Genomic DNA, 18,443 nt, shown 5'->3' with positions numbered 1-18,443 from the left:
CACAGAAATCGAAGTATAGACAATGAGATATTGCAGCTGTTCTATGATCTGCTATAATTGGAATGAGGAGGAGAAGAGCTTGAAAATCAACTATTATCAGGATGATACCCTAAAAGAAAACCGAATAGAGGTATATTACGGCGAGCTGGATTCCGAGATCGCCGGTGTTATGAACTATCTTGAGGCCCACAGGGCCATTATAGGGAAAAGGGATTCGTTACGGAAGAAGATTTTTCCGGGTGATATATTTTATCTGGAAGTGGTGGACCGGCGCTGCTATGCCTATCTGGAGCAGGAGGTTTACCAGGTGGATTACAGCCTCAGGGATTTTCAGGAGCGCTTTTATAATAACGGCTTCATACAGATCGGAAAATCCCTGCTGGTAAATGTTTATAAGGTAACTCACATGAAAACAGATTTTAACATGAAGATGCAGCTTCAGATGGAAAACGGAGAAACTTTAGTCTTAAACAGAGCTTACAAAGCGCGGTTTATCTCATTTCTAAAGAATATGGAGGCAGGAAATCATGAAGCTGATTGACAAGAAGAATTTTTGGCCGACGGTATGCGTGGTATATACGGCCATATCCGCTACGAAGATTATATTAGAAGCAATCTTTCAGAAGGTGTTCGGGAACTATCAGCAGAACCTGGTCATGATATTATTTTTATCCTTTCTCGGAACACTGGTGCTGTCCCAGCATTACCGCCTGAGCCATATCCCCCTTCCGCTGGTGATTATCGGACAGTATGCCTTATTGGCGGGATGTGTGATGCTTATCAGCCGGATTATCAGCTTTTACTCAGAAATCAGTCCCGGCGGATACCTGGACATATTTCTATCCTTTACCATTCCCTATCTCATAGGCGCCATCCTGTACTATGTCCAATTATGGAAGGAAGTCAAAAAGATAAACCAGCTGCTGGCTAATATCAAAAAGGAGGATAAAGAACATGAATAAGAAGGTTACCGGTTTGGATTTCTTATCATTAAGTCTTTATGCATTCGGAGGGCTGGGCCTTGAAGCGCTCTATGCCTATTTGATCGAGCCGGCTTTATACGGAGGGCCAATGCAGGACTGGACCCGCTCCCAGATGATATCCCATTGGATTATCACCTGCCTCACCTGGGGGCTGGCAGCCTTCTATCTGATCCGGACCTCAAGCAAGAAATACGGCTTCCCCCTCTTCCGGCAGACACCGCCGATGAAGGTCTGGCAATGGATATCCGTGACAGGCATGGTTGTATTATCTCTTCTTATGAGTTATATGAGCTGGGATGGCTTCAAGGTATGGATGGAGTTCCAGAAAAAGGGGCCGCTGCTCTTTTTATTCCAATATATCTATTATGCCTTTGAAACGGTATTGTTTATGCTGATCATTGTGTTCGGCCAGAAGGCCCTTGAAACCTGGACCAGGAATCAGAAGCTCCCCTTCGGAGGTATTATCTGCGGACTTACCTGGGGGCTGGCTCATATTATAACAAAGGGAAGCATATGGATCGGCCTGGAGGGTCTTATCCTGGGCTTTATGCTGGGGACCGCTTATCTGCTTGTAAACCGTGACATTAAAAAAACCTATCTTGTTTTGCTTCTTATGTTTGTATTATAGACTTTCCTCCGCTCCTCCTGGAGGATCAAGCGTCCGGGATATCAATAAAGCCATCCCCTTGATAAAAGCCATAAGAAGCAGATCCATCAATCCGCCCCTTATGGCTTTTTCATCATGTAAAAGAATAGAATTAATATAAATACGAATATGAATTTATTGCATTAAGCAAAACAGCGGCAAAAGCAACATATATGATAATTCCCAATACAAGACCGACTGCCGATATAATCAGCATGGCACGGCAATAATTCCTTCTGCTCACATTCCCCTGTCCAAAGGCCCATACAAACAGCATGATAATTCCGACACACGGAATAGCTTGTACGATAATCGTGATGAGCCACTGTCCCATAGTCATGGGAATCTCCGGCTGAAGGTCATTCTGCATTCCGTAATTATCCATATTCAGTTCCTCCTGATTATAAATTAGTAAATTATTTTATCAGTTTCATCTTATGCATGAACATTGCTATTTTATGAAGGTAATTATTCTCATTATAAACCATGGGTTCTATACTGGGATAATACATCTTCATACGGTAAATGTACAAACCAATAAAAATAATTATACTTATTATAACATATGTGTTTATAATTAGGATATAGTTTTTTAATCTTTTTTTTATAATTAGACAGGCAAGCATGCTAAAAGCAACAAACAACAATAGCGGATGCATCTGGAAGGACTCCCGGAAATGTCCCGTCAGCATGAGCTTTGCCGCCCTGGTCATGCCGCAGGCAGGGCAGGGGATGCCAACCAGTATAACGCTGAAGCATACCGATCCGAATAAATAGTCCAGAACCATCATGGTAAGGAGGCACAGTACTATTCCGAGCCAATATTTTTTAACCAGTTCAATCAATGATTTCATCCTGCAACACTCCGAAGTATGATAACCTTTCCCGTTATCGGGAGCTGGAATGGTGAGATCTCCTTCTCAGGAGATACCCTCCTAATATAATCAATAAGATAATCAAGACTGCCGCAATGATCACGGCCATGCCCGTCTCTTGTCCTGTATTCCTTCCTTCTGCAGCGGTTTCTTTCACGACGCTTTCTGCATCGCTGTCCTGCTTCGCATCAATGCCGCTCTTCCCAGCGGAGGATGCTCTATCCATGTCGCTGCCTCCGCCGCCGGCAGCTATTCCTGCGGTGTCCTCATCACCGTTACTGTTTTGCTTGCCGTTACCGTCCTCCAACGTCCCATCCAGGTACGGGGTCAGCACTCCGGCTATTACTTCATACCCTTTTTTATTCGGATGAAGACCATCGGATACATAATCGGGGTTACAATACCCATCCTCGCCCACAAAGGCGGAATAGCAATCGACAAAGCTTACGTAATCATATTCCTTGATCATATTTTTCAAGGCCGCATTCATATAAACAATGCCGTTCTGCTGATCCTTAAAAAAAGCGTCTGTCGTAGGCAGGACACTGATAACAAAAATTCGGGTTTCCGGATATGCCTCATGGGTGCTCTCAAACATCTCCCTGTAATTCTTAATGGTAGAAAATAGCTGTCTGCCCCATCCCAGGTCATTGATACCGCATAATATTACGATCTTCTCATAGTTGCCTCTGAGGAGATCATCCCATCGCGCCGCCACCTCCGTGGTGGTCTGGGCCCCGATTCCATAGTTCACACAGTCCTCACGGCCCAATACCGCATTCCAGTCCCCATATTGAAAAAGAGGGTTCTGCACAATGCTGTCCCCGATAAACGCAATCCCTGTCAGAGGTCTGTCCCAGGCCCCGTCCCCCGTATCCGTCGGTTCCCCGGTTCCGGGAATATAGGAAAGCTGCTTCAGCTTCACCGTCCGGGAGGTGCCGGTGTATACACGGATGATATCCAGTCTTGCAAAACCCGTGCCAAAGGCCCGGGCAAAATTCTCATACCGGAAGATCAGTTTCTGCCTCCCATGGGAAGCGGCTTTATCTGCTTCCTCCTCCCGAATCACTTCATCGGGATAGACCGCTACCCACTGAGGACCGCCGGAAGCACTGGAAAAGGCCAGATAGACGAAATTCTCTTCCTCGGAGGCCTCTCCCCCGGCAGGCTCGATCTCAACCTCTGCGCAGAAATAACTTCCCTCATTGATAGCCGCTCCGTCAAACTTCCCACCCACATGGGCGGTAAAAAAATAAGCCAGCTCCTGATCCTTACCGCTTTTTTCCGCAGCCCCCGCAAACAGCAGAACCTCCCCAGTCTCTGCACTTTGCCCATCCGTGTCTGCATAGGCCGGACTACTGCCGGCCGTAAAACATACTGCCGGCAGTAGAATAATTCCTATTCCCCTTGCTAATCTCTTCCTCATTTTCGTATTCAATCCCCCGTTGACTCCTTCTATTTTTCCTTTCCTATCTCAAGCACCTTTGTAATTGTTTTTTGTAAAACCAGCTTCCGATCCCCGGAAAATTCCCAGAACATCACACCTCCGAGCCCTTTTTCTACTGCATATTCCGTCTTGGCCTGGATTGACTGCACATCGTCGTAGCCGATCCAGGTGGTGCCGTCGAATACATAAGGACATTGTGCCGTCTCATCATAATAGCGTACAAAGCCGTTCTTATCCGCATAATTCTCCATTAGATCCCATGCGTCGAATGCCCCTGCTTCCCAAGTTCCCAGTCCATATCCGATGCCGACGGGCACCTGAGCCCTCTGGTTCAATCCTTGATTCTCTGTACTTGCGACATTGGTCCAGCCTCGTCCATAAAACGCGAGCCCCAGATTGATATCCCTTCCGGGAATTCCTGCTCCTAAAAAGGCCGTTACCGCCGTATCAATACAAGCCTGGCCGCTGGCATCATACAGCGGGGAATTAAAACCGGTCACATTTTCCCAGGCACCGTGGAAATCATAGGTCATAAGGTTAATAAAATCAACATACTGCATCGTCTCCAATAAATTGGAATCCGCTATGAAGCGCTCCGCGGCACGGGCAGCTATGGTCAGCAGATAGGTGTCCCCGTCCGGCTTTTTCCGTTCATTCAATGCCTTTCTGGTCGCCTTTATCAGCATGGTATAATTCACGTCATCCCCGGCACGGTGAGGAATATTATCCCCGCCCTCCACAGGATATTCCCAGTCAATATCAACGCCGTCCAATCCATACCGGGCAACAAAATCCGCTGCTGAAACGGCAAATCGGTCACGCTTCACCGGATCGGCGGCCACGTCGGAAAAATTAGCCGACCAGCCCCATCCGCCGATGGAGATCAACACCTTCAGCTTTGGATATTTCGCTTTCAGCTGTCTGAGCTGCCCAAAATGTCCGCAGGCGTCCTCGGCGCTTCCGCCCAGCTCCGTCCCAAAATCCATGGTTAAATCGGTATATTCATCTCCCACCATCACCTCGCCATCCTGACTCAGATTAGCAAAGGCAAAATTGATATGGGTAAGAAGCTCCGGGTCAATATCCTTAACCGTGATGGCTCTGTCATAGGCTGACCAAGAAGTAAAATAAGCAATGCTCCTGGGTCCTTCTTCTATCCTCTTTGGTTTTTTAACAATTTCTGATATCAGCGGATCCGTCAGCGGTGTTATTTCAAGGGCTTTTTCGGTATTTGAATCCGGTGCTTTGTTTTTCTTATCGATTTCCGTCTCCTTTTTTACTCCGGAGCAACCCAGCATTCCCAGAGCCAATGCGGCTATCAGCAGCCTGGCTTGAAAGCCTTTCTTTATTTTCATGGTTCTTCCCCCGATGTATCCGCTTCATAATTTACATCCTCATAGATCATGAAGCATATTTGTATTTATCTTAACATCTTCCTCCTATCCAGGCAATATCTATTATTGTTTTTTCCATTTTCCTCCGCAGCCTTCCCCAACTCAGCTGCCGGATTAAGAAAAGCCATGAAAAGATCACAATTCAGATCCTTTCATGGCTTTCCAGGTATAGGTGTTACGGCAGGGTATTGCCAGCCGCACGGTAGATTCCATACCACTCCTCACGGGTCAGATAAATATCTGCTGCCTTGATGCAATCCTTCAAGCGCTCCACATTCATCGTCCCGGTCACCGGCTGCATATGCGCCGGATGGCGAAGAAGCCATGCAATGGCAATGGCGGTATTGGTAACCCCGTATTTAGAGGCTATCTCATTAATTTTGGCATTCAGTTCGGGGAATTTCTCATTATCCAGGAAAACACCCTCGAAGAAGCCGTACTGGAAGGGCGACCAGGGCTGTATCGTAATATCCCTCAGGCGGCAGAAATCCAGAACACTGCCGTCACGGCTGACAGCCGACTCGTCCAGCATATTGACATGGATGCCTGCTGAAATCATGGTGGCATTGGTAATGCTCAGCTGGAGCTGGTTCGCTACAATCGGCTGCTTCACGTATTTCTGAAGAAGCTGTATCTGCATGGGATTCTGATTAGATACGCCAAAATGGCGAACCTTTCCGCTGCTCTGGAGCTGATCGAAGGCCTCGGCCACCTCCTCCGGCTCCACCAGCGCATCCGGGCGGTGCAGCAGCAGAATGTCCAGGTAATCCGTCTTCAGCCTCTTCAGGCTGCCGTCCACCGATTCCAGAATATGCTCCTTGGAGAAGTCAAACATCCCCTTTCGGATGCCGCATTTGGACTGGAGTATTACCTTTTCCCGCACGGAAGGACTCATGCGGATCGCCTCCGCAAAGATTTCCTCACAGGTACCTCCTCCATAGATGTCCGCGTGATCGAAGAAATTAGCGCCTCCCTCCAGCGCCGTCTGAACAAAGCGCTCCGCCTCCGGCTTGCCTAATCCGTTAATACGCATACAGCCCACCGCAATTACCGGCACCTGCAAATTTGATTGTCCTAATTTCATTGTTTTCATTGTTTTACTCCTTTCTTTAAAAGAATCACCTTTTAATTCAGACATATCCTGTTAAACTATCTCTGGCTCACAGGATACACCGTATCTTGTCCCAATATGCATCACCAGCAATTTCACCTTGTGTCCATTGCTGTATCAACTATTATATACCAAATAATAATTGATTTCTATCACTCTGGCAAAACTTTTCATCATCTGATCAAAAAACTTATTTAATCTCATTTGATTAAAATTTTTTATGATTGACATTTTGGTTTAATGGCATTAAACTATATCATATAGGTCTAATATCGTTAAACCCACAAGGAGATGATTATAATGGCAGAATATAAGCTGGGAGCAATGGAAACAAAATTTGCGGAGCTGATATGGGATAATGCCCCTATTTCCTCCGGTGAGCTGGTGAAGCTGTGCCAAAAGGAATTAACCTGGAAGAAATCCACTACCTACACCATGCTGCGCCGGCTTTGCGAACGCGGTATTTTTCAGAATATCGAGGGGGTTGTCTCAGCTCTCATGAGCAAGCAGGAGTTTCATGCTTTGCAAAGTGAGAATTTTGTAAATGAAACCTTTGCCGGGTCACTCCCTCAGTTCCTTGCAGCCTTTACCCTGCGGAAAAAGCTGTCCGAGAAGGAGATTGACCAGCTGCAGAGGCTGATTGATGAGAAACGGGGTGATTCCTGATGTGGCTGTATACCCTGCTTCCAAAAATCCTTAATATGAGCCTTACTGCGGGAATTGTTATCCTCAGTGTGCTGATTGCCCGCATCCCGCTGAGAAAAGCCCCGCGGAGCTTCTCCTATGCACTTTGGGCCGTGGTATTGTTCCGGCTTGTATGCCCCGTGTCCTTTTCCTCGGAATTATCCCTTCTGGGGATCTTTCACACTCCTGCCCCGACAAACAACAGCATCACCTATATTCCCTCCGACATCGTTCATAGCTCTTCCCCCCAGGTGGAGCTGCCCCTTCCGGGGATCAGTGAGGCCATCAACCGCAGGCTGCCCCGGGGGCAGGAGCAGACTGTAGCCGACCCGCTGGAATGGCGGATGGCCGCCGCAACCATAGTCTGGCTCTCCGGCATGGCGGCGATGCTGCTGTACAGCGGTATTTCCCTGCTGCTTCTACGCCGGAAGCTGATCGGTGCGGTGCATTTGCGGGATAATATCTATCTTGCCGACCACATCCCTACCCCCTTTGTGCTGGGTGTGCTCCGACCGAAAATATTCCTCCCGTCAACCCTGGAGGAGCGGGAACAGAGCTATATCCTCCTGCATGAACAGACCCACATCCGCCGGCTTGACCATATCTTTAAGGTAGCCGCCTTCCTGGCGCTGACGGTTCATTGGTTCAATCCTCTTGTATGGGTAGCCTTTACAGCCTTTGCAAAGGATATGGAGGTATCCTGTGACGAATATGTCCTAAGGAAAATGGGAGAAGAGATAAGGCAGGCTTATTCCGCCTCCCTGCTCTCCCTGGCAACCGGACGGCATTGGATTAACGGCAGCCCTCTCGCCTTTGGGGAAGGGAACATCAAGGAAAGAATCCGCAATGCCATGCGCTTTAAAAAACCTGCTGTGTGGATCAGCATTGCTTCGATTCTGCTCGTCGCAGCTCTGAGCATCGGATTGGCCGCTAACCAGGTTAAGTCCGACCCTTCCTCTGGTTGGAAGCCCTACCGGTTCCCTGCTCATTTGTATGACCGGGTCACGCTCCGTACAGAAGCTAATGTGTATCCACCTTCCTTTGAAGCCATCCAAGCCGTACTGACCAATGAGCAAATGGAGAGCAGTATCAACTGCGGACTTGGCTTTGTCCTGACGAAGCAGGTGGGGGATGACTGGAGGATTGTACCATTTAGAGAAGATCTGGCCTTTACAGAAGAATCCCTCCCTCTTCCCCTCGGAAGCAGCCAGACATACCGTCTAACCCCTGATCTGCTTTCCGTCAAGCTGGATGCCGGGAATTACCGGCTCGCTACTGATGTCTGGTATCCCCCTTCCGAACTGATCCCGGACACCTCTGTGACCAGGGAAAAACGGACCGTCTGGGCGGAATTCACCATAGCCCTTCCCGATCATACCGGCTGGCAGGATGTCCGCATCGGTATGCCGCGGGAGGATGTACAGGAAATCATGGGCGAACCTGTCGGTATGCTTTTCGGCTTTTTCGGAGATATCTATCTTCTGGAAAACGGCTCACAGATTACCATTTACTACGATAGCGAAGCCCTGGTATCTTATATCTTACTGACTCAACCGCAAACCGATACCTCGCCCTCTACCTCCGACAGGAACCCGGAGGATGCCGCATCTTCTGCTCCCGATAGGAAGCCAGCAGATACCTCTCCTTCTGGCCCCGGGAATCCGCAGGATACCTCCGGTCACTCCGCCGAAGCTCCCTCGGAGATGCCGGCTGAACCCGCTCTGGAGCTGATCGCTGAAGTGACCGATTTAGACAGGGATGGTCAAAGGGAAGTCCTCTGCCTTGACCGGTCCGGGATGGGGGAAGGCTATATCACACTTCGTGTTTTTGATAAAAACAATAATGAAATCTGGAGCGAAGACGCCGATCTTCCCCATGCGGGCTGGCAGTCACTCTTCCTCTGCGAACTGGAAGGCGAATATTATTTCCTGCGCTATAACCCCAGTATGTATCAAGGCTCCTGTTATTATTACTATACCCTCTTCACACTGGAGGGCGGTCAGGAGAATATCATCCAATCCAACCAGCTGGAGTTTGACATCAACGGAACAAAGGAACTGGACGTTTCGCGGATGATCGCCTTTGCAGAGGAAGTGAATGAGCTGCTGGACAGCAGTACTTTGCTCATGAGTACGGAGGGCGGTCAGTATACCTTCGGCCCGTCTTCCTCCGAAGACTTCCTTGAGCGGTATTCCTGGCTGGATAGTGTTCCGAAGCTCTATTCCGACAGCGACAACCTTGAAACCCGCCTGAGCATATACAGTGATTATGCCATTTCAAACCGCAAGCTCAGCGAGGAACAGACTTACCTTATAACAGAAACGGAACTTGCTTTTGCGAAGGATGCCGTGCTCTCCTATTATGAAACCACTGTTTTCAAGGGCCAGGTGACCGATATCGCATGGCTCTCAGATGCTGCAGAGTATCAGTCGTCTATCATTCCCCACAGGGTAAAAGACCAGGTAACCGCCTTCCATGTCACAATGTCCGATCATGCCGTACGACAGATTGTTCTTACCAAATCAAAGGACGGTGAATGGGAGGTCATTAACGAGGGAGTATAATGAAATGCGTCGGCAAGCACCTGCCTGCCGACGCATTTCATTATTAGTTCACTATAATATAAGAATCCTCTTTTTTTGTTATATAACCAATGATTTCGGCACATGGAATACTGTCTTTTAACTGTGCCAGAAGACGTGATGCATCTTTTTCCGATACCGCCATCATCAACCCTCCCGAAGTCTGGGGATCATACAAAATATCTTCCATGGCCCGGCTGACATTTCCCTTTACGGAAACATATTTCTGAGCAAAATCACGGTTTCTGTAAGCTCCCGCCGGGACAAATCCCATCTCTGCCAGACCATAGGCTTCCTTATGATAAGGAAGCTTACTGGTATCCAGATGAATGGTGAGCTCGCTTCCTCTTGCCATCTCACAGGAGTGTCCCATAAGGGCAAATCCGGTTACATCCGTGCATCCATGTACTTCATACTGAACCATAATATCCCTGGCTATCCTGTTTAATTGCGCCATCTGAGCATATATTCTGTCAAGCAAGGGCTCTTCCACCATCTCCGCTTTTGCAGCCGTGGTCAGAATTCCAATCCCCAGGGGCTTGGTTAAAATCAGCACATCCCCCTTTTTTGCAGTGGAGTTGGTCAACACCTTCTTAGGGTGAACAAATCCTGTTACGGAAAGGCCGTATTTCGGCTCCGAATCCTCTATGGTATGTCCTCCGGTAATAATAGTTCCTGCCTCATATGCCTTTTCATAGCCGCCTCTTAAGATATCATGAACGGCATCCCTGCCCATCTTATTTGTGACACACATCACGTTCAGGGCCAGCTTGGGTTCTCCGCCCATGGCATAGACATCGCTCAGGGCATTGGCAGCCGCAATCTGCCCAAACAAAAAGGGATCGTCCACAATCGGCGGGAAAAAATCAATGGTCTGCACCAGGGCCAGCTCATCATTAATCACGTATACGGAAGCATCATCACTTTTGTCATAACCCACGATGAGCCTTTCATCATATAGGGAAGGGAGTCCTTCCAGCAGCTGTGACAGCATACCGGCTCCCACCTTTGCCCCGCATCCCGCACAGGATGCAAGCTTTGTCAGTTGTATTGTTTCACCTTCCTTGCCTGTCGGCATAGAGGCGTCCCTCCAATCTTGTGTTAACTGTCTTGGGCTTTAAACAGAATCACATAGCCCTGGCCCTCTTCCCTCACTACCTGTTCTATCTCCCCATGGGGATCTTCCTGGAAGAGGTAATCCTCCGGCCCCTCAAACCGGACACAGGTCCCGCAGGAGGAGCTGAGATTCCGGGGAACCGGCATGAGCTGGGGAGCCATACTCTCCTTCTGACATTCCTTTTTAAACCGAATGGCACCAAAATGAGAATAAAAGGTCGCAATATAATACATAGTGTCTCCTGTTATTTGTAAATTCTAAGACGATATTCCCCGTTTTCATCCTTGCTTTGTATTTCATAGCCCTGATGCTGTGCAAAGCGGGTGACATTCTCCAGCGCAGTCCTATTGTCCACTAACATCTCATATTCCTTCTCGTTGGAAGCCATCGCTTTTTTTATCATAATCACCGGTTCCGGGCAGGAACGTCCTCTTGCATCTATCATACCAATTTTCCTCTCTTTCCTCAATATGATTTAAAGTGTCAAAGGTGCTCTTAATTGTTTGCTTTTTTTATATTGGAAACTGCAATAATAAGAACCACTGCAATTCCCACAATAACACCGATTTTACCGTTGAAGGTCGGGCCTTCCGCGGAAGAGGCCATTGCAAAGTTATGGGCAAATGCGGCTCCTGCTGCCAATCCAAGTACAGTAACAGCGGAATCCGTATTTCCTTCTCCTGTCAGCACCAGCTGGCGTAGCGGGCAGCCTCCTAATAAAACACAGGCAAATCCCACTAAAAGCATGCCTAACAGATTCCATAATCCGTCGGTATGAGCGATGGGCTGTCCTGTAAATCCCGGGTGGAAGCCTTTTGTAGCCACATTTACGATTAACGCCGCCGCAAGAATTGCAACAAAGCCTGCCATCAGCTTCCATTCTTTAAATAACACTACATCGCGGATACCGCCAACCATACAGAGTCTGGTTCTCTGGGCAAGGGCGCCTACAATCAGTCCCGCTCCCAAAGAGATCGCAATGGCAGCGTGCTTCGCACCCGGACCGCCCCCTGCTTCTGTGAAGAAAATAAATGCAGGAGCGACGATCAGCAGGATCAATAAGATAATCTGAACGACGGGCATTACTCCGCCTTCTAATTTTGTCAAGGTATAGGTTCTTTTTAAGGTGTATCCCTTATTTAAGAAAAATACGCCTGCAAGAATTCCAAGGGTAAATCCGATCAGTCCGAAGATGGCATTCCAGTCCCCGCCTGCCAGACGCAGAATCATACGGAAGGGGCATCCTAAAAACATCAAACAGCCGATCATAACGAAAAATCCCAACACAAATCTTGTCATGGGAGCAGAGCCGCCTCTCGGCACATACTCCTTCTTTATAAGAGCCAGAATACAGGCTCCCAGAATCAGACCAATAATTTCAGGTCTTATGTACTGTACCGGTGCCGCCCGGTGGAGTCCCAGACCTCCTACGGTGTCACGGATGAAGCAGGCTACACAAAAGCCCATATTAGCCGGATTTCCCAAAAACACCAGAAACCCTGCAATGACCCCAATGATAAGACCTGCAACGATAATCGTTCGCTTTTCCCCCGCTAATTTCATAAAATAGTTCCTCCTTATATCCTTAAATTGATAGGGTATTTCCTATATAAAATTCTATCTCAACTACCTGATTTTGTATAATTGTTTTATTTGAAATTTTTATCATACCTATAAATTTTTTCTATAAATACAATAAAATTCTACATAGAAAATTGCTTATTCATGAAAAAAACAGTATACTGGGATTATGAACTAATTATAATAAGAACCCACAGGCTCTGGAGGTATTTTGATGAAGCGAATCTATCTTGACAATGCCAGCACCACATTTCCGAAGCCGAAATGTGTTTCAAAGGCTGTTTGCAGCTTTATAGAAAATTATGGTGTCAATATTAACCGGGGAACCTACTCCGTTGCCTATGATGCGGAGGAAACCACATTTGACACCAGGGAACAGCTTTGCAGGCTGTTTCATTTTCCCGACTGTAAAAATGTTGTCTTCACCCCCAATGTGACCTACAGCTTAAATATTATATTAAAAGGACTGCTGAAGCCGGGGGATCATGTTCTGACCTCCTCCATGGAGCACAACGCCGTGATGCGCCCTCTGGTCCAGCTGAAAGCACAGGAGATTTCCTTTGATCGAATTCCCTGTACCCTCCAGGGAGAATTGGTGCTTTCCGCGATGGAGGATATGGTAAAGCCGGATACCCGTGCCCTTGTTATTACCCATGCTTCCAATATCTGCGGAACCTTAATGCCCTTGGAGGAATTGGGAGACTTTTGTGAAAAACACCATCTTATCTTTATTGTAGACGCTGCCCAGACTGCCGGAGTTTTTCCCATTGATATGGAAGCCATGAAAATTGATGCCCTTTGTTTTACCGGACACAAGGGCTTGTTGGGCCCCCAGGGAATCGGCGGTTTTATCCTGAGGGACGAGCTGGCAGCACAGATCGAACCCCTGATCAGCGGAGGAACCGGCAGCATTTCCCACCTGGAGGAGGTTCCCGACTTTCTTCCTGACCGCTTTGAGCCTGGGACATTAAACCTTCCCGGCATTGCAGGACTTCACGCTGCCCTTGCTTATCTGGAAACCACCGGCATTGAGAACATCAGAAAAAAAGAGCTGAAGCTCACCTCTCTCTTTTTAAATGAATTGCGGTCTCTTAACCAACTCCGCCTCATTGGGAAAAAAGACATCACAGGACGCGCCCCTGTGGTTTCTATTCAAATGACAGGTCTGGACAATGCCCAGGCCGCCTTTCATCTGGAACGTGAATTCGGAATTATGACCCGGGTTGGTCTTCACTGCGCCCCCTATGCCCATAAAACATTAAATACCTATCCGGCGGGAACCATACGTTTTTCTTTTGGACACTATAATACCAGGGAGGATGTTTTAACCGCAGCTGCCGCATTAAAGCAGCTTTGTAAATCATAATCGAATACGTTACAATCGCTCTTTGATACCTTAATCGAGCATCACAGTACCATCTCACAAGAAAGGATAATATTATGGATTTCAGACAATTAGAAGCTTTTTGTGCCATCGCGGAGTGGGGAAGCTTTTCCGAAGCCGCAAGACAGCTTTATCTCACCCAACCCACCATCAGCAGCCATCTTCGTACTTTAGAAGAAAGCTTAAATACTCGTTTAATCGACCGCACCACCAAGACCATGGCTCTTACCGAGGACGGAAAACAGTTCTACGAACATGCCAAAAATCTTCTTTGGCTGAGAGAGAAGACTCTAAAAGAATTTAATAAGACAAATCAGAATGTGATACAATTCGGCGTTTCCTCTATTCCCTCCGCTTACCTTCTGCCTGAAATTTTATCCGCTTACCAAAAGCAGGACTCTTCTTTAACCTTTGATGTGATTCAGGGGGACAGCGCCCAGATTATCGACCGGATACAGACCGGCACCTTAGATATGGGAATTACAGGGAGTACCCTGAAGGATGAAAATTTCTGCTGCGAGGCTATTTACCAGGACGAGGTGGTGCTTGCCACCCCTGCAACGCCCTACTATCAGAAACTAAAAAAAGAAGGCGCATCTTTAACCCGCCTGTTACAGGAACCTTTTCTAATGAGAGAATACGGCTCCGGGACAAAAAAGGAAGCGGATTCTGTTTTAGAATCCTTAAAACTGGACAGCGCTTCCTTAAAAGTGGCCGCACGGATGAATGATTTAGAATCCATCAAGCAGTCCATTATTTATGGCTTCGGTATCTCCATCCTTTCCAAAAAAGTCACTAAGGATCTGGAACGGGATAACCGTGTCTTAGCCTTTCCTCTGGCAGAAGGAGGCGTTTACCGCAGCTACTATTTAATCTACCGGAAATACAATATTCAGAACCGACAGCTGTTAAAATTTATCCAGTTTATAGAAGAGTATTTTAAAGTCCGCTGACTTTTTCTCTCTTCTATTCCTTCTCATTTTCCTCTTGATCATTTTATTAGTACTTGCAAATTTGCATGCGGAACATATTTTTCTAAAAATTAGGAAAACTTTCTTGTAATTATATTCCTTTTATGGTAATGTTTATTTGGACATATTCCAATAATAATTTATGAAGGAGGATAAAAATAATGATTAGAAGTAATTCACAAAGAAAAGGATACAAATATTTAATTATAATTTTAGCATTTGTATTAATTCAATTTGTACCAAATAAGGCTTTAGCATCAGAAGAAAAGATCTCTTCAGGAATACCTAAAAGTGCAACTCAATTTATTAATGAAAAACATAAGGATATAATTGAGGTTGATAAAAGCTATAATAGTTATTTTAATATTAAGTCTGATGATTTAAATAATATTACAATAGGGGAACCATATGTTATTTATGATTTAGATCAGACAAGCCAAGATGAAATATATCATTAACCTGTATTCAACAGTAAAGGTCAAGTAATTCTAAATTTAAGTATAGCAGGAACAACAAATGGGTGGGGGCTTTCCCTCTCTGAAGAGATGGTGAAAGAACTAAATAAAATAGATTATACCGCTGAAAACTATATTTTTTATGAATCAAATGATAATATATTTGCTGAAAGCTCAACCGAAGTAATAAATCTGTCAGGCATTGAAAGCGAGAAATGTCGTACGTTTCAAGCTTATGATTTTAATGAAAAAGAAAAAATTATTTCAAAGGCTGTAAAAAATTTTGTAAAAACTGACCCATCTGCCAAAAAAAATAAAAATATTAAGGATAAATATACCCCTTCATATAGTGAATCAACAAGTACATCTAAAGTATGTGCATTATATAATAATAAAGGACAAGGTTCATACGGAAATTGTTGGGCTGCAGCTGTAGCAACAATTGCAAATTATAGAAATGGAACTAATATAACCCCAACACAAGTTTGTGATTTTATGGGTATAGGATATGACGAGGGCGGCGACACATATGACTCTCAATCTGCACTTTCTCATTATGGTGTATATTTAAACAATGAAATTTTCGCTCCATTATCATGGTCAAGTATCAAGTATAACATAGACAATGCATATCCATCTTACGCTAGTCTTGCGGATAATTATTATAATGGACATGCCGTAACAGTCTATGGATATAGACAGATAAATATCAATCAATTTATTGTTATTTGGAACTCCGGGCTTAACGGTGGAAGTGGTGGTGTTCAGATAGTTTATTACTATTCAACTGGCACTACAATTCCGTACAACAACAAGACATGGACGTGGATAAAGTCATTATGTTGGATATATCTAGGTTAGTATAAATGTTTTACATATTAATTATATAATAATGATTCAAGTGTCAAAAGTACCCCTAGTGCTTTCTGCATACAATATATTGCTATTGCAAACATATTTAACATCAATATGATATGCTATATATGAAAGGGTGCACAGGATCTTTTGACACTTGAATCAATAATATGATGTTAAAATAAATAACTACTTCTACTCACATATAAAAGAGAATTAGAAACTAGATGATTTTTTAGGATTATCTAGTTTTATATATTGATGATATTCAGTCAAATAATTGTCGCTATTTATACCCTTTTGTAATATACTAAAATAAACAATAACGAATAACTATGGCAAGACCCAAAAATATATCTTTACCGGATGATGAATTAAAAAACGATATGGAACAGACTCCAAATCCTAAACGACCTTAATGAGACATATAGGAAAATATTTATCCATGAACAATCCGCCCGTGCAAGCGGATGTCTCTATGGCCATCATTATAAATTGTTAAGCTTATATCGATGTCCGAATTAACACTCCTGTTGGTAATAATGCCATTGGATGGGCTCTATAAAACCGGCTTCAATTTCATCAAAACGACTACTGGTGCATTCTTTTAAAAGATGATATGGATTTCGTAGCATGTATGGACTATATCTTTGGTGTTTATGGACTTCCTTACAATTTTTGCAGCCGGTTTTTGTATGGACGGGAAGCATACATCTGTTGAGTGATGCAGAGGACCACTGCTAATGCGCCTAGGCGATATCAAAAAAATAATTTCGATTTATTTTTAGTATCATAATTGGATGGTGAAAAATGAGAAAAAAGTTTTTAATATTTATCACAGTAATATTGATTGCAATTTTAATAAATGTATGGTTTCGGAGTATCAATATGAACGAGTTAAAAGATATCGTTTTAGGAGATATAGAAGAAATTACTTTTCATGATCCAGTAGGTTACTACACCATTGAAGAGCAAAAAGATGTTCAATTGATTTTTGAGTTTTTACAATCGATGCATCTTAGCAGAAAGATTAATACTCATAAAGATGGATTTGCATTTCTTATTGACATAAAGTTATATAATGGGGAAATAATTGAAGTATGTGTTTTATCAAAGGATGTTCGCATTAACAGGCATAATTATAAGCCAGATAAAGATTATATTAACTATATTCGAGAAATATATAATACACTATCGCAGAAATATGAAAATCATACAACTTAATGATTTTTCGGGGCACCATTGCCTATGGGTGGTGTTCCAAGCATGATAAGAACCCTATTTTAAAGCGGTATAGCATTTATTATGCTATACCGCCGATTATTGAGATACTTCCGTTCTTTTATACGGACCGATTTATAAACGCAATATCCTCATTTCTTCCGAACCACCAGACACGGAGTCACTTTATCCTCAATGACTTTAGAAGCAGCCTTGCCCGCCAAAGCATCTAACACGATGTCCACACATTTCTGGGCCAGCAGCTCGATGGGCTGGGAGACCGCGGCAACATCCAGTAATTCCATCCAGGGCATATCATCAAATACCACCAGGTGGGATTCCTTAAAATCCTTAATCTTCAAGGATTTAATGGCTTTTAAGGTATCAATGCCCAGAAGGTTCGTACCGGCTATGATGGCATCCGGATTATTTTTTATAATAAAGCGTTTGATCTCCTCCTCCGTAGAAACATTGGGAGGCAGTTTTAAGATCAAATCCTCCTCCAAGGGCAGGTCATGCTCTTTATAAGCCTGTCTATAGCCCTCGGACCGGTGAGGTGTGAACTTAATATTAATGGATAATAAGCCAATCCGCCTGTATCCCTTGCCGATCAGATGATTTGCGGCCAAATAAGCGCCATAGCTGTCATCCACACAGATGGAGTCAATCCCCTTATATGCTTTTCGGTATAATTGAACGATAGGTATATTCCTTTTTTTAATGGTATCGATCAACCGCTTATTCTGATCCGATACCGGAGTCATAATAATAGCATCCACCCGGTTTGCCAAAAGCATTTCCAGTACTTCCATTTCAATCTGTACGTTCTCGTAAGAATATCCGATCAGAACCTGATACTTATGCTCCCGCAGCCTATTGACCAAATGACCCAAGGTAATATTGTAAAAGTAGTTGTTGATATCGGAAACGATGATACCGATGGTATTACTTTTTCCATTTCTCAGATTCTTGGCGTTGGAGTTCGGAATATACCCCAGTCTGTCACATGCCTGATGAATCCGCTCCTGCAATTCATCATTGACATGTCCGCTGTTTCTTACCACTCTTGACACGGTGGACACCGAGGTGCCCACTTCGCGCGCTACATCCCTTAAAGTTACCATTATTTACAATCTC

Annotated in this window: 20 protein-coding genes; 10 read left to right on the top strand and 10 right to left on the bottom strand. The window is 44.9% G+C overall.

Annotated features, from left to right (window positions below; all coding sequences use genetic code 11):
• The first annotated feature begins 22 nt into the window (after nucleotides 1-22).
• The 3 genes from HNQ56_RS16330 to HNQ56_RS16320 are packed head-to-tail and all read left to right on the top strand — an operon-like array spanning nucleotide 23 to nucleotide 1,611.
• Entirely contained in the window at nucleotides 23-541 is a 519-nt protein-coding gene (locus HNQ56_RS16330) for a LytTR family DNA-binding domain-containing protein (protein ID WP_429148482.1), read from the top strand.
• Complete coding sequence (locus HNQ56_RS16325) at nucleotides 528-962, top strand: DUF6608 family protein (protein WP_429148480.1); 435 nt, start codon at nucleotides 528-530, stop codon at nucleotides 960-962. Before HNQ56_RS16330 ends, HNQ56_RS16325 begins: the two co-directional genes overlap by 14 nt.
• Nucleotides 955-1,611 (top strand): hypothetical protein, encoded by a 657-nt coding sequence (locus HNQ56_RS16320; protein WP_429148478.1) that lies wholly within the window; start codon nucleotides 955-957, stop codon nucleotides 1,609-1,611. Before HNQ56_RS16325 ends, HNQ56_RS16320 begins: the two co-directional genes overlap by 8 nt.
• A gap of 130 nt (nucleotides 1,612-1,741) precedes the next feature.
• On the opposite strand, the gene HNQ56_RS16315 is transcribed toward HNQ56_RS16320, so the two are convergent.
• The 5 genes from HNQ56_RS16315 to HNQ56_RS16295 all read right to left on the bottom strand — a co-directional run bounded on the left by HNQ56_RS16315 (nucleotide 1,742) and on the right by HNQ56_RS16295 (nucleotide 6,438).
• A complete protein-coding gene (locus HNQ56_RS16315) occupies nucleotides 1,742-2,014 on the bottom strand; it encodes a hypothetical protein (protein WP_429148476.1) in 273 nt (90 codons plus the stop codon).
• A gap of 31 nt (nucleotides 2,015-2,045) precedes the next feature.
• Nucleotides 2,046-2,342 carry a DUF2752 domain-containing protein gene (locus tag HNQ56_RS16310; protein WP_429148719.1) on the bottom strand — a complete coding sequence of 99 codons (297 nt, stop codon included), beginning with the start codon at nucleotides 2,340-2,342 and terminating at the stop codon, nucleotides 2,046-2,048.
• A gap of 175 nt (nucleotides 2,343-2,517) precedes the next feature.
• Complete coding sequence (locus HNQ56_RS16305) at nucleotides 2,518-3,930, bottom strand: GDSL-type esterase/lipase family protein (protein WP_429148474.1); 1,413 nt, start codon at nucleotides 3,928-3,930, stop codon at nucleotides 2,518-2,520.
• Nucleotides 3,931-3,959: 29 nt separating this feature from the next.
• A complete protein-coding gene (locus HNQ56_RS16300) occupies nucleotides 3,960-5,306 on the bottom strand; it encodes a glycoside hydrolase family 18 protein (protein WP_429148473.1) in 1,347 nt (448 codons plus the stop codon).
• Nucleotides 5,307-5,520: 214 nt separating this feature from the next.
• Nucleotides 5,521-6,438 (bottom strand): aldo/keto reductase, encoded by a 918-nt coding sequence (locus tag HNQ56_RS16295; RefSeq protein WP_429148471.1) that lies wholly within the window; start codon nucleotides 6,436-6,438, stop codon nucleotides 5,521-5,523.
• A 318-nt stretch (nucleotides 6,439-6,756) separates the two neighbouring features.
• Here HNQ56_RS16295 and HNQ56_RS16290 point away from each other — a divergent pair, with 318 nt between their 5' ends.
• A complete protein-coding gene (locus tag HNQ56_RS16290; RefSeq protein WP_429148470.1) occupies nucleotides 6,757-7,122 on the top strand; it encodes a BlaI/MecI/CopY family transcriptional regulator in 366 nt (121 codons plus the stop codon).
• The gene (locus HNQ56_RS16285; protein ID WP_429148468.1) at nucleotides 7,122-9,704 is read left to right on the top strand and encodes a M56 family metallopeptidase; all 2,583 of its coding nucleotides are present in this window, start codon (nucleotides 7,122-7,124) and stop codon (nucleotides 9,702-9,704) included. Before HNQ56_RS16290 ends, HNQ56_RS16285 begins: the two co-directional genes overlap by 1 nt.
• Before the next feature lie 43 nt (nucleotides 9,705-9,747).
• Here the strand turns inward: HNQ56_RS16285 and selD are convergent, their stop codons facing one another.
• The 4 genes from selD to yedE are packed head-to-tail and all read right to left on the bottom strand — an operon-like array spanning nucleotide 9,748 to nucleotide 12,402.
• The gene (selD, locus tag HNQ56_RS16280) at nucleotides 9,748-10,800 is read right to left on the bottom strand and encodes a selenide, water dikinase SelD (protein ID WP_429148466.1); all 1,053 of its coding nucleotides are present in this window, start codon (nucleotides 10,798-10,800) and stop codon (nucleotides 9,748-9,750) included.
• 23 nt (nucleotides 10,801-10,823) lie between these two features.
• Nucleotides 10,824-11,072 (bottom strand): putative Se/S carrier protein, encoded by a 249-nt coding sequence (locus HNQ56_RS16275; RefSeq protein WP_429148464.1) that lies wholly within the window; start codon nucleotides 11,070-11,072, stop codon nucleotides 10,824-10,826.
• Between the two features lie 11 nt (nucleotides 11,073-11,083).
• On the bottom strand, nucleotides 11,084-11,284 hold the full coding sequence (locus HNQ56_RS16270; protein ID WP_429148463.1) for a sulfurtransferase TusA family protein: 201 nt from the start codon (nucleotides 11,282-11,284) through the stop codon (nucleotides 11,084-11,086).
• 50 nt (nucleotides 11,285-11,334) lie between these two features.
• Nucleotides 11,335-12,402 carry a YedE family putative selenium transporter gene (gene yedE / locus HNQ56_RS16265; protein ID WP_429148461.1) on the bottom strand — a complete coding sequence of 356 codons (1,068 nt, stop codon included), beginning with the start codon at nucleotides 12,400-12,402 and terminating at the stop codon, nucleotides 11,335-11,337.
• Nucleotides 12,403-12,634: 232 nt separating this feature from the next.
• On the opposite strand from yedE, the gene HNQ56_RS16260 reads away from it, so the two are divergent.
• The 5 genes from HNQ56_RS16260 (at nucleotide 12,635) to HNQ56_RS16240 (ending at nucleotide 17,309) form a co-directional block, all read left to right on the top strand.
• Nucleotides 12,635-13,786 carry an aminotransferase class V-fold PLP-dependent enzyme gene (locus HNQ56_RS16260; protein ID WP_429148460.1) on the top strand — a complete coding sequence of 384 codons (1,152 nt, stop codon included), beginning with the start codon at nucleotides 12,635-12,637 and terminating at the stop codon, nucleotides 13,784-13,786.
• A gap of 74 nt (nucleotides 13,787-13,860) precedes the next feature.
• Nucleotides 13,861-14,757 (top strand): selenium metabolism-associated LysR family transcriptional regulator, encoded by an 897-nt coding sequence (locus HNQ56_RS16255; protein WP_429148458.1) that lies wholly within the window; start codon nucleotides 13,861-13,863, stop codon nucleotides 14,755-14,757.
• A 179-nt stretch (nucleotides 14,758-14,936) separates the two neighbouring features.
• Entirely contained in the window at nucleotides 14,937-15,233 is a 297-nt protein-coding gene (locus HNQ56_RS16250) for a hypothetical protein (protein WP_429148456.1), read from the top strand.
• A gap of 87 nt (nucleotides 15,234-15,320) precedes the next feature.
• Nucleotides 15,321-16,091 carry a hypothetical protein gene (locus HNQ56_RS16245; RefSeq protein WP_429148454.1) on the top strand — a complete coding sequence of 257 codons (771 nt, stop codon included), beginning with the start codon at nucleotides 15,321-15,323 and terminating at the stop codon, nucleotides 16,089-16,091.
• 882 nt (nucleotides 16,092-16,973) lie between these two features.
• A complete protein-coding gene (locus HNQ56_RS16240) occupies nucleotides 16,974-17,309 on the top strand; it encodes a hypothetical protein (protein WP_429148452.1) in 336 nt (111 codons plus the stop codon).
• 149 nt (nucleotides 17,310-17,458) lie between these two features.
• Here the strand turns inward: HNQ56_RS16240 and HNQ56_RS16235 are convergent, their stop codons facing one another.
• Nucleotides 17,459-18,430, bottom strand: a complete 972-nt coding sequence (locus HNQ56_RS16235) for a LacI family DNA-binding transcriptional regulator (RefSeq protein ID WP_429148451.1) — start codon at nucleotides 18,428-18,430, stop codon at nucleotides 17,459-17,461.
• Between the last annotated feature and the right edge of the window lie 13 nt (nucleotides 18,431-18,443).

It is taken from the genome of Anaerotaenia torta (genome assembly GCF_050433395.1).
Taxonomy (GTDB): Bacteria; Bacillota; Clostridia; order Lachnospirales; family Lachnospiraceae; genus Mobilitalea; species Mobilitalea torta.
Note: the sequence above shows the minus strand (reverse complement) of the source record. Positions and strands in the feature narration are given on the sequence as shown.

Coding starts and splice junctions, on each gene's coding strand:
- HNQ56_RS16295 (WP_429148471.1), bottom strand. CDS start 6,438: ATGAAAACAATGAAATTAGGACAATCAAATTTGCAGGTGCCGGTAATT.
- HNQ56_RS16310 (WP_429148719.1), bottom strand. CDS start 2,342: ATGACCAGGGCGGCAAAGCTCATGCTGACGGGACATTTCCGGGAGTCC.
- HNQ56_RS16320 (WP_429148478.1), top strand. CDS start 955: ATGAATAAGAAGGTTACCGGTTTGGATTTCTTATCATTAAGTCTTTAT.
- HNQ56_RS16285 (WP_429148468.1), top strand. CDS start 7,122: ATGTGGCTGTATACCCTGCTTCCAAAAATCCTTAATATGAGCCTTACT.
- HNQ56_RS16300 (WP_429148473.1), bottom strand. CDS start 5,306: ATGAAAATAAAGAAAGGCTTTCAAGCCAGGCTGCTGATAGCCGCATTG.
- HNQ56_RS16275 (WP_429148464.1), bottom strand. CDS start 11,072: ATGTATTATATTGCGACCTTTTATTCTCATTTTGGTGCCATTCGGTTT.
- HNQ56_RS16330 (WP_429148482.1), top strand. CDS start 23: ATGAGATATTGCAGCTGTTCTATGATCTGCTATAATTGGAATGAGGAG.
- HNQ56_RS16305 (WP_429148474.1), bottom strand. CDS start 3,930: ATGAGGAAGAGATTAGCAAGGGGAATAGGAATTATTCTACTGCCGGCA.
- selD (WP_429148466.1), bottom strand. CDS start 10,800: ATGCCGACAGGCAAGGAAGGTGAAACAATACAACTGACAAAGCTTGCA.
- HNQ56_RS16240 (WP_429148452.1), top strand. CDS start 16,974: ATGAACGAGTTAAAAGATATCGTTTTAGGAGATATAGAAGAAATTACT.
- HNQ56_RS16325 (WP_429148480.1), top strand. CDS start 528: ATGAAGCTGATTGACAAGAAGAATTTTTGGCCGACGGTATGCGTGGTA.
- HNQ56_RS16245 (WP_429148454.1), top strand. CDS start 15,321: ATGGTGAAAGAACTAAATAAAATAGATTATACCGCTGAAAACTATATT.
- HNQ56_RS16290 (WP_429148470.1), top strand. CDS start 6,757: ATGGCAGAATATAAGCTGGGAGCAATGGAAACAAAATTTGCGGAGCTG.
- yedE (WP_429148461.1), bottom strand. CDS start 12,402: ATGAAATTAGCGGGGGAAAAGCGAACGATTATCGTTGCAGGTCTTATC.
- HNQ56_RS16270 (WP_429148463.1), bottom strand. CDS start 11,284: ATGATAGATGCAAGAGGACGTTCCTGCCCGGAACCGGTGATTATGATA.
- HNQ56_RS16315 (WP_429148476.1), bottom strand. CDS start 2,014: ATGGATAATTACGGAATGCAGAATGACCTTCAGCCGGAGATTCCCATG.
- HNQ56_RS16260 (WP_429148460.1), top strand. CDS start 12,635: ATGAAGCGAATCTATCTTGACAATGCCAGCACCACATTTCCGAAGCCG.
- HNQ56_RS16255 (WP_429148458.1), top strand. CDS start 13,861: ATGGATTTCAGACAATTAGAAGCTTTTTGTGCCATCGCGGAGTGGGGA.
- HNQ56_RS16235 (WP_429148451.1), bottom strand. CDS start 18,430: ATGGTAACTTTAAGGGATGTAGCGCGCGAAGTGGGCACCTCGGTGTCC.
- HNQ56_RS16250 (WP_429148456.1), top strand. CDS start 14,937: ATGATTAGAAGTAATTCACAAAGAAAAGGATACAAATATTTAATTATA.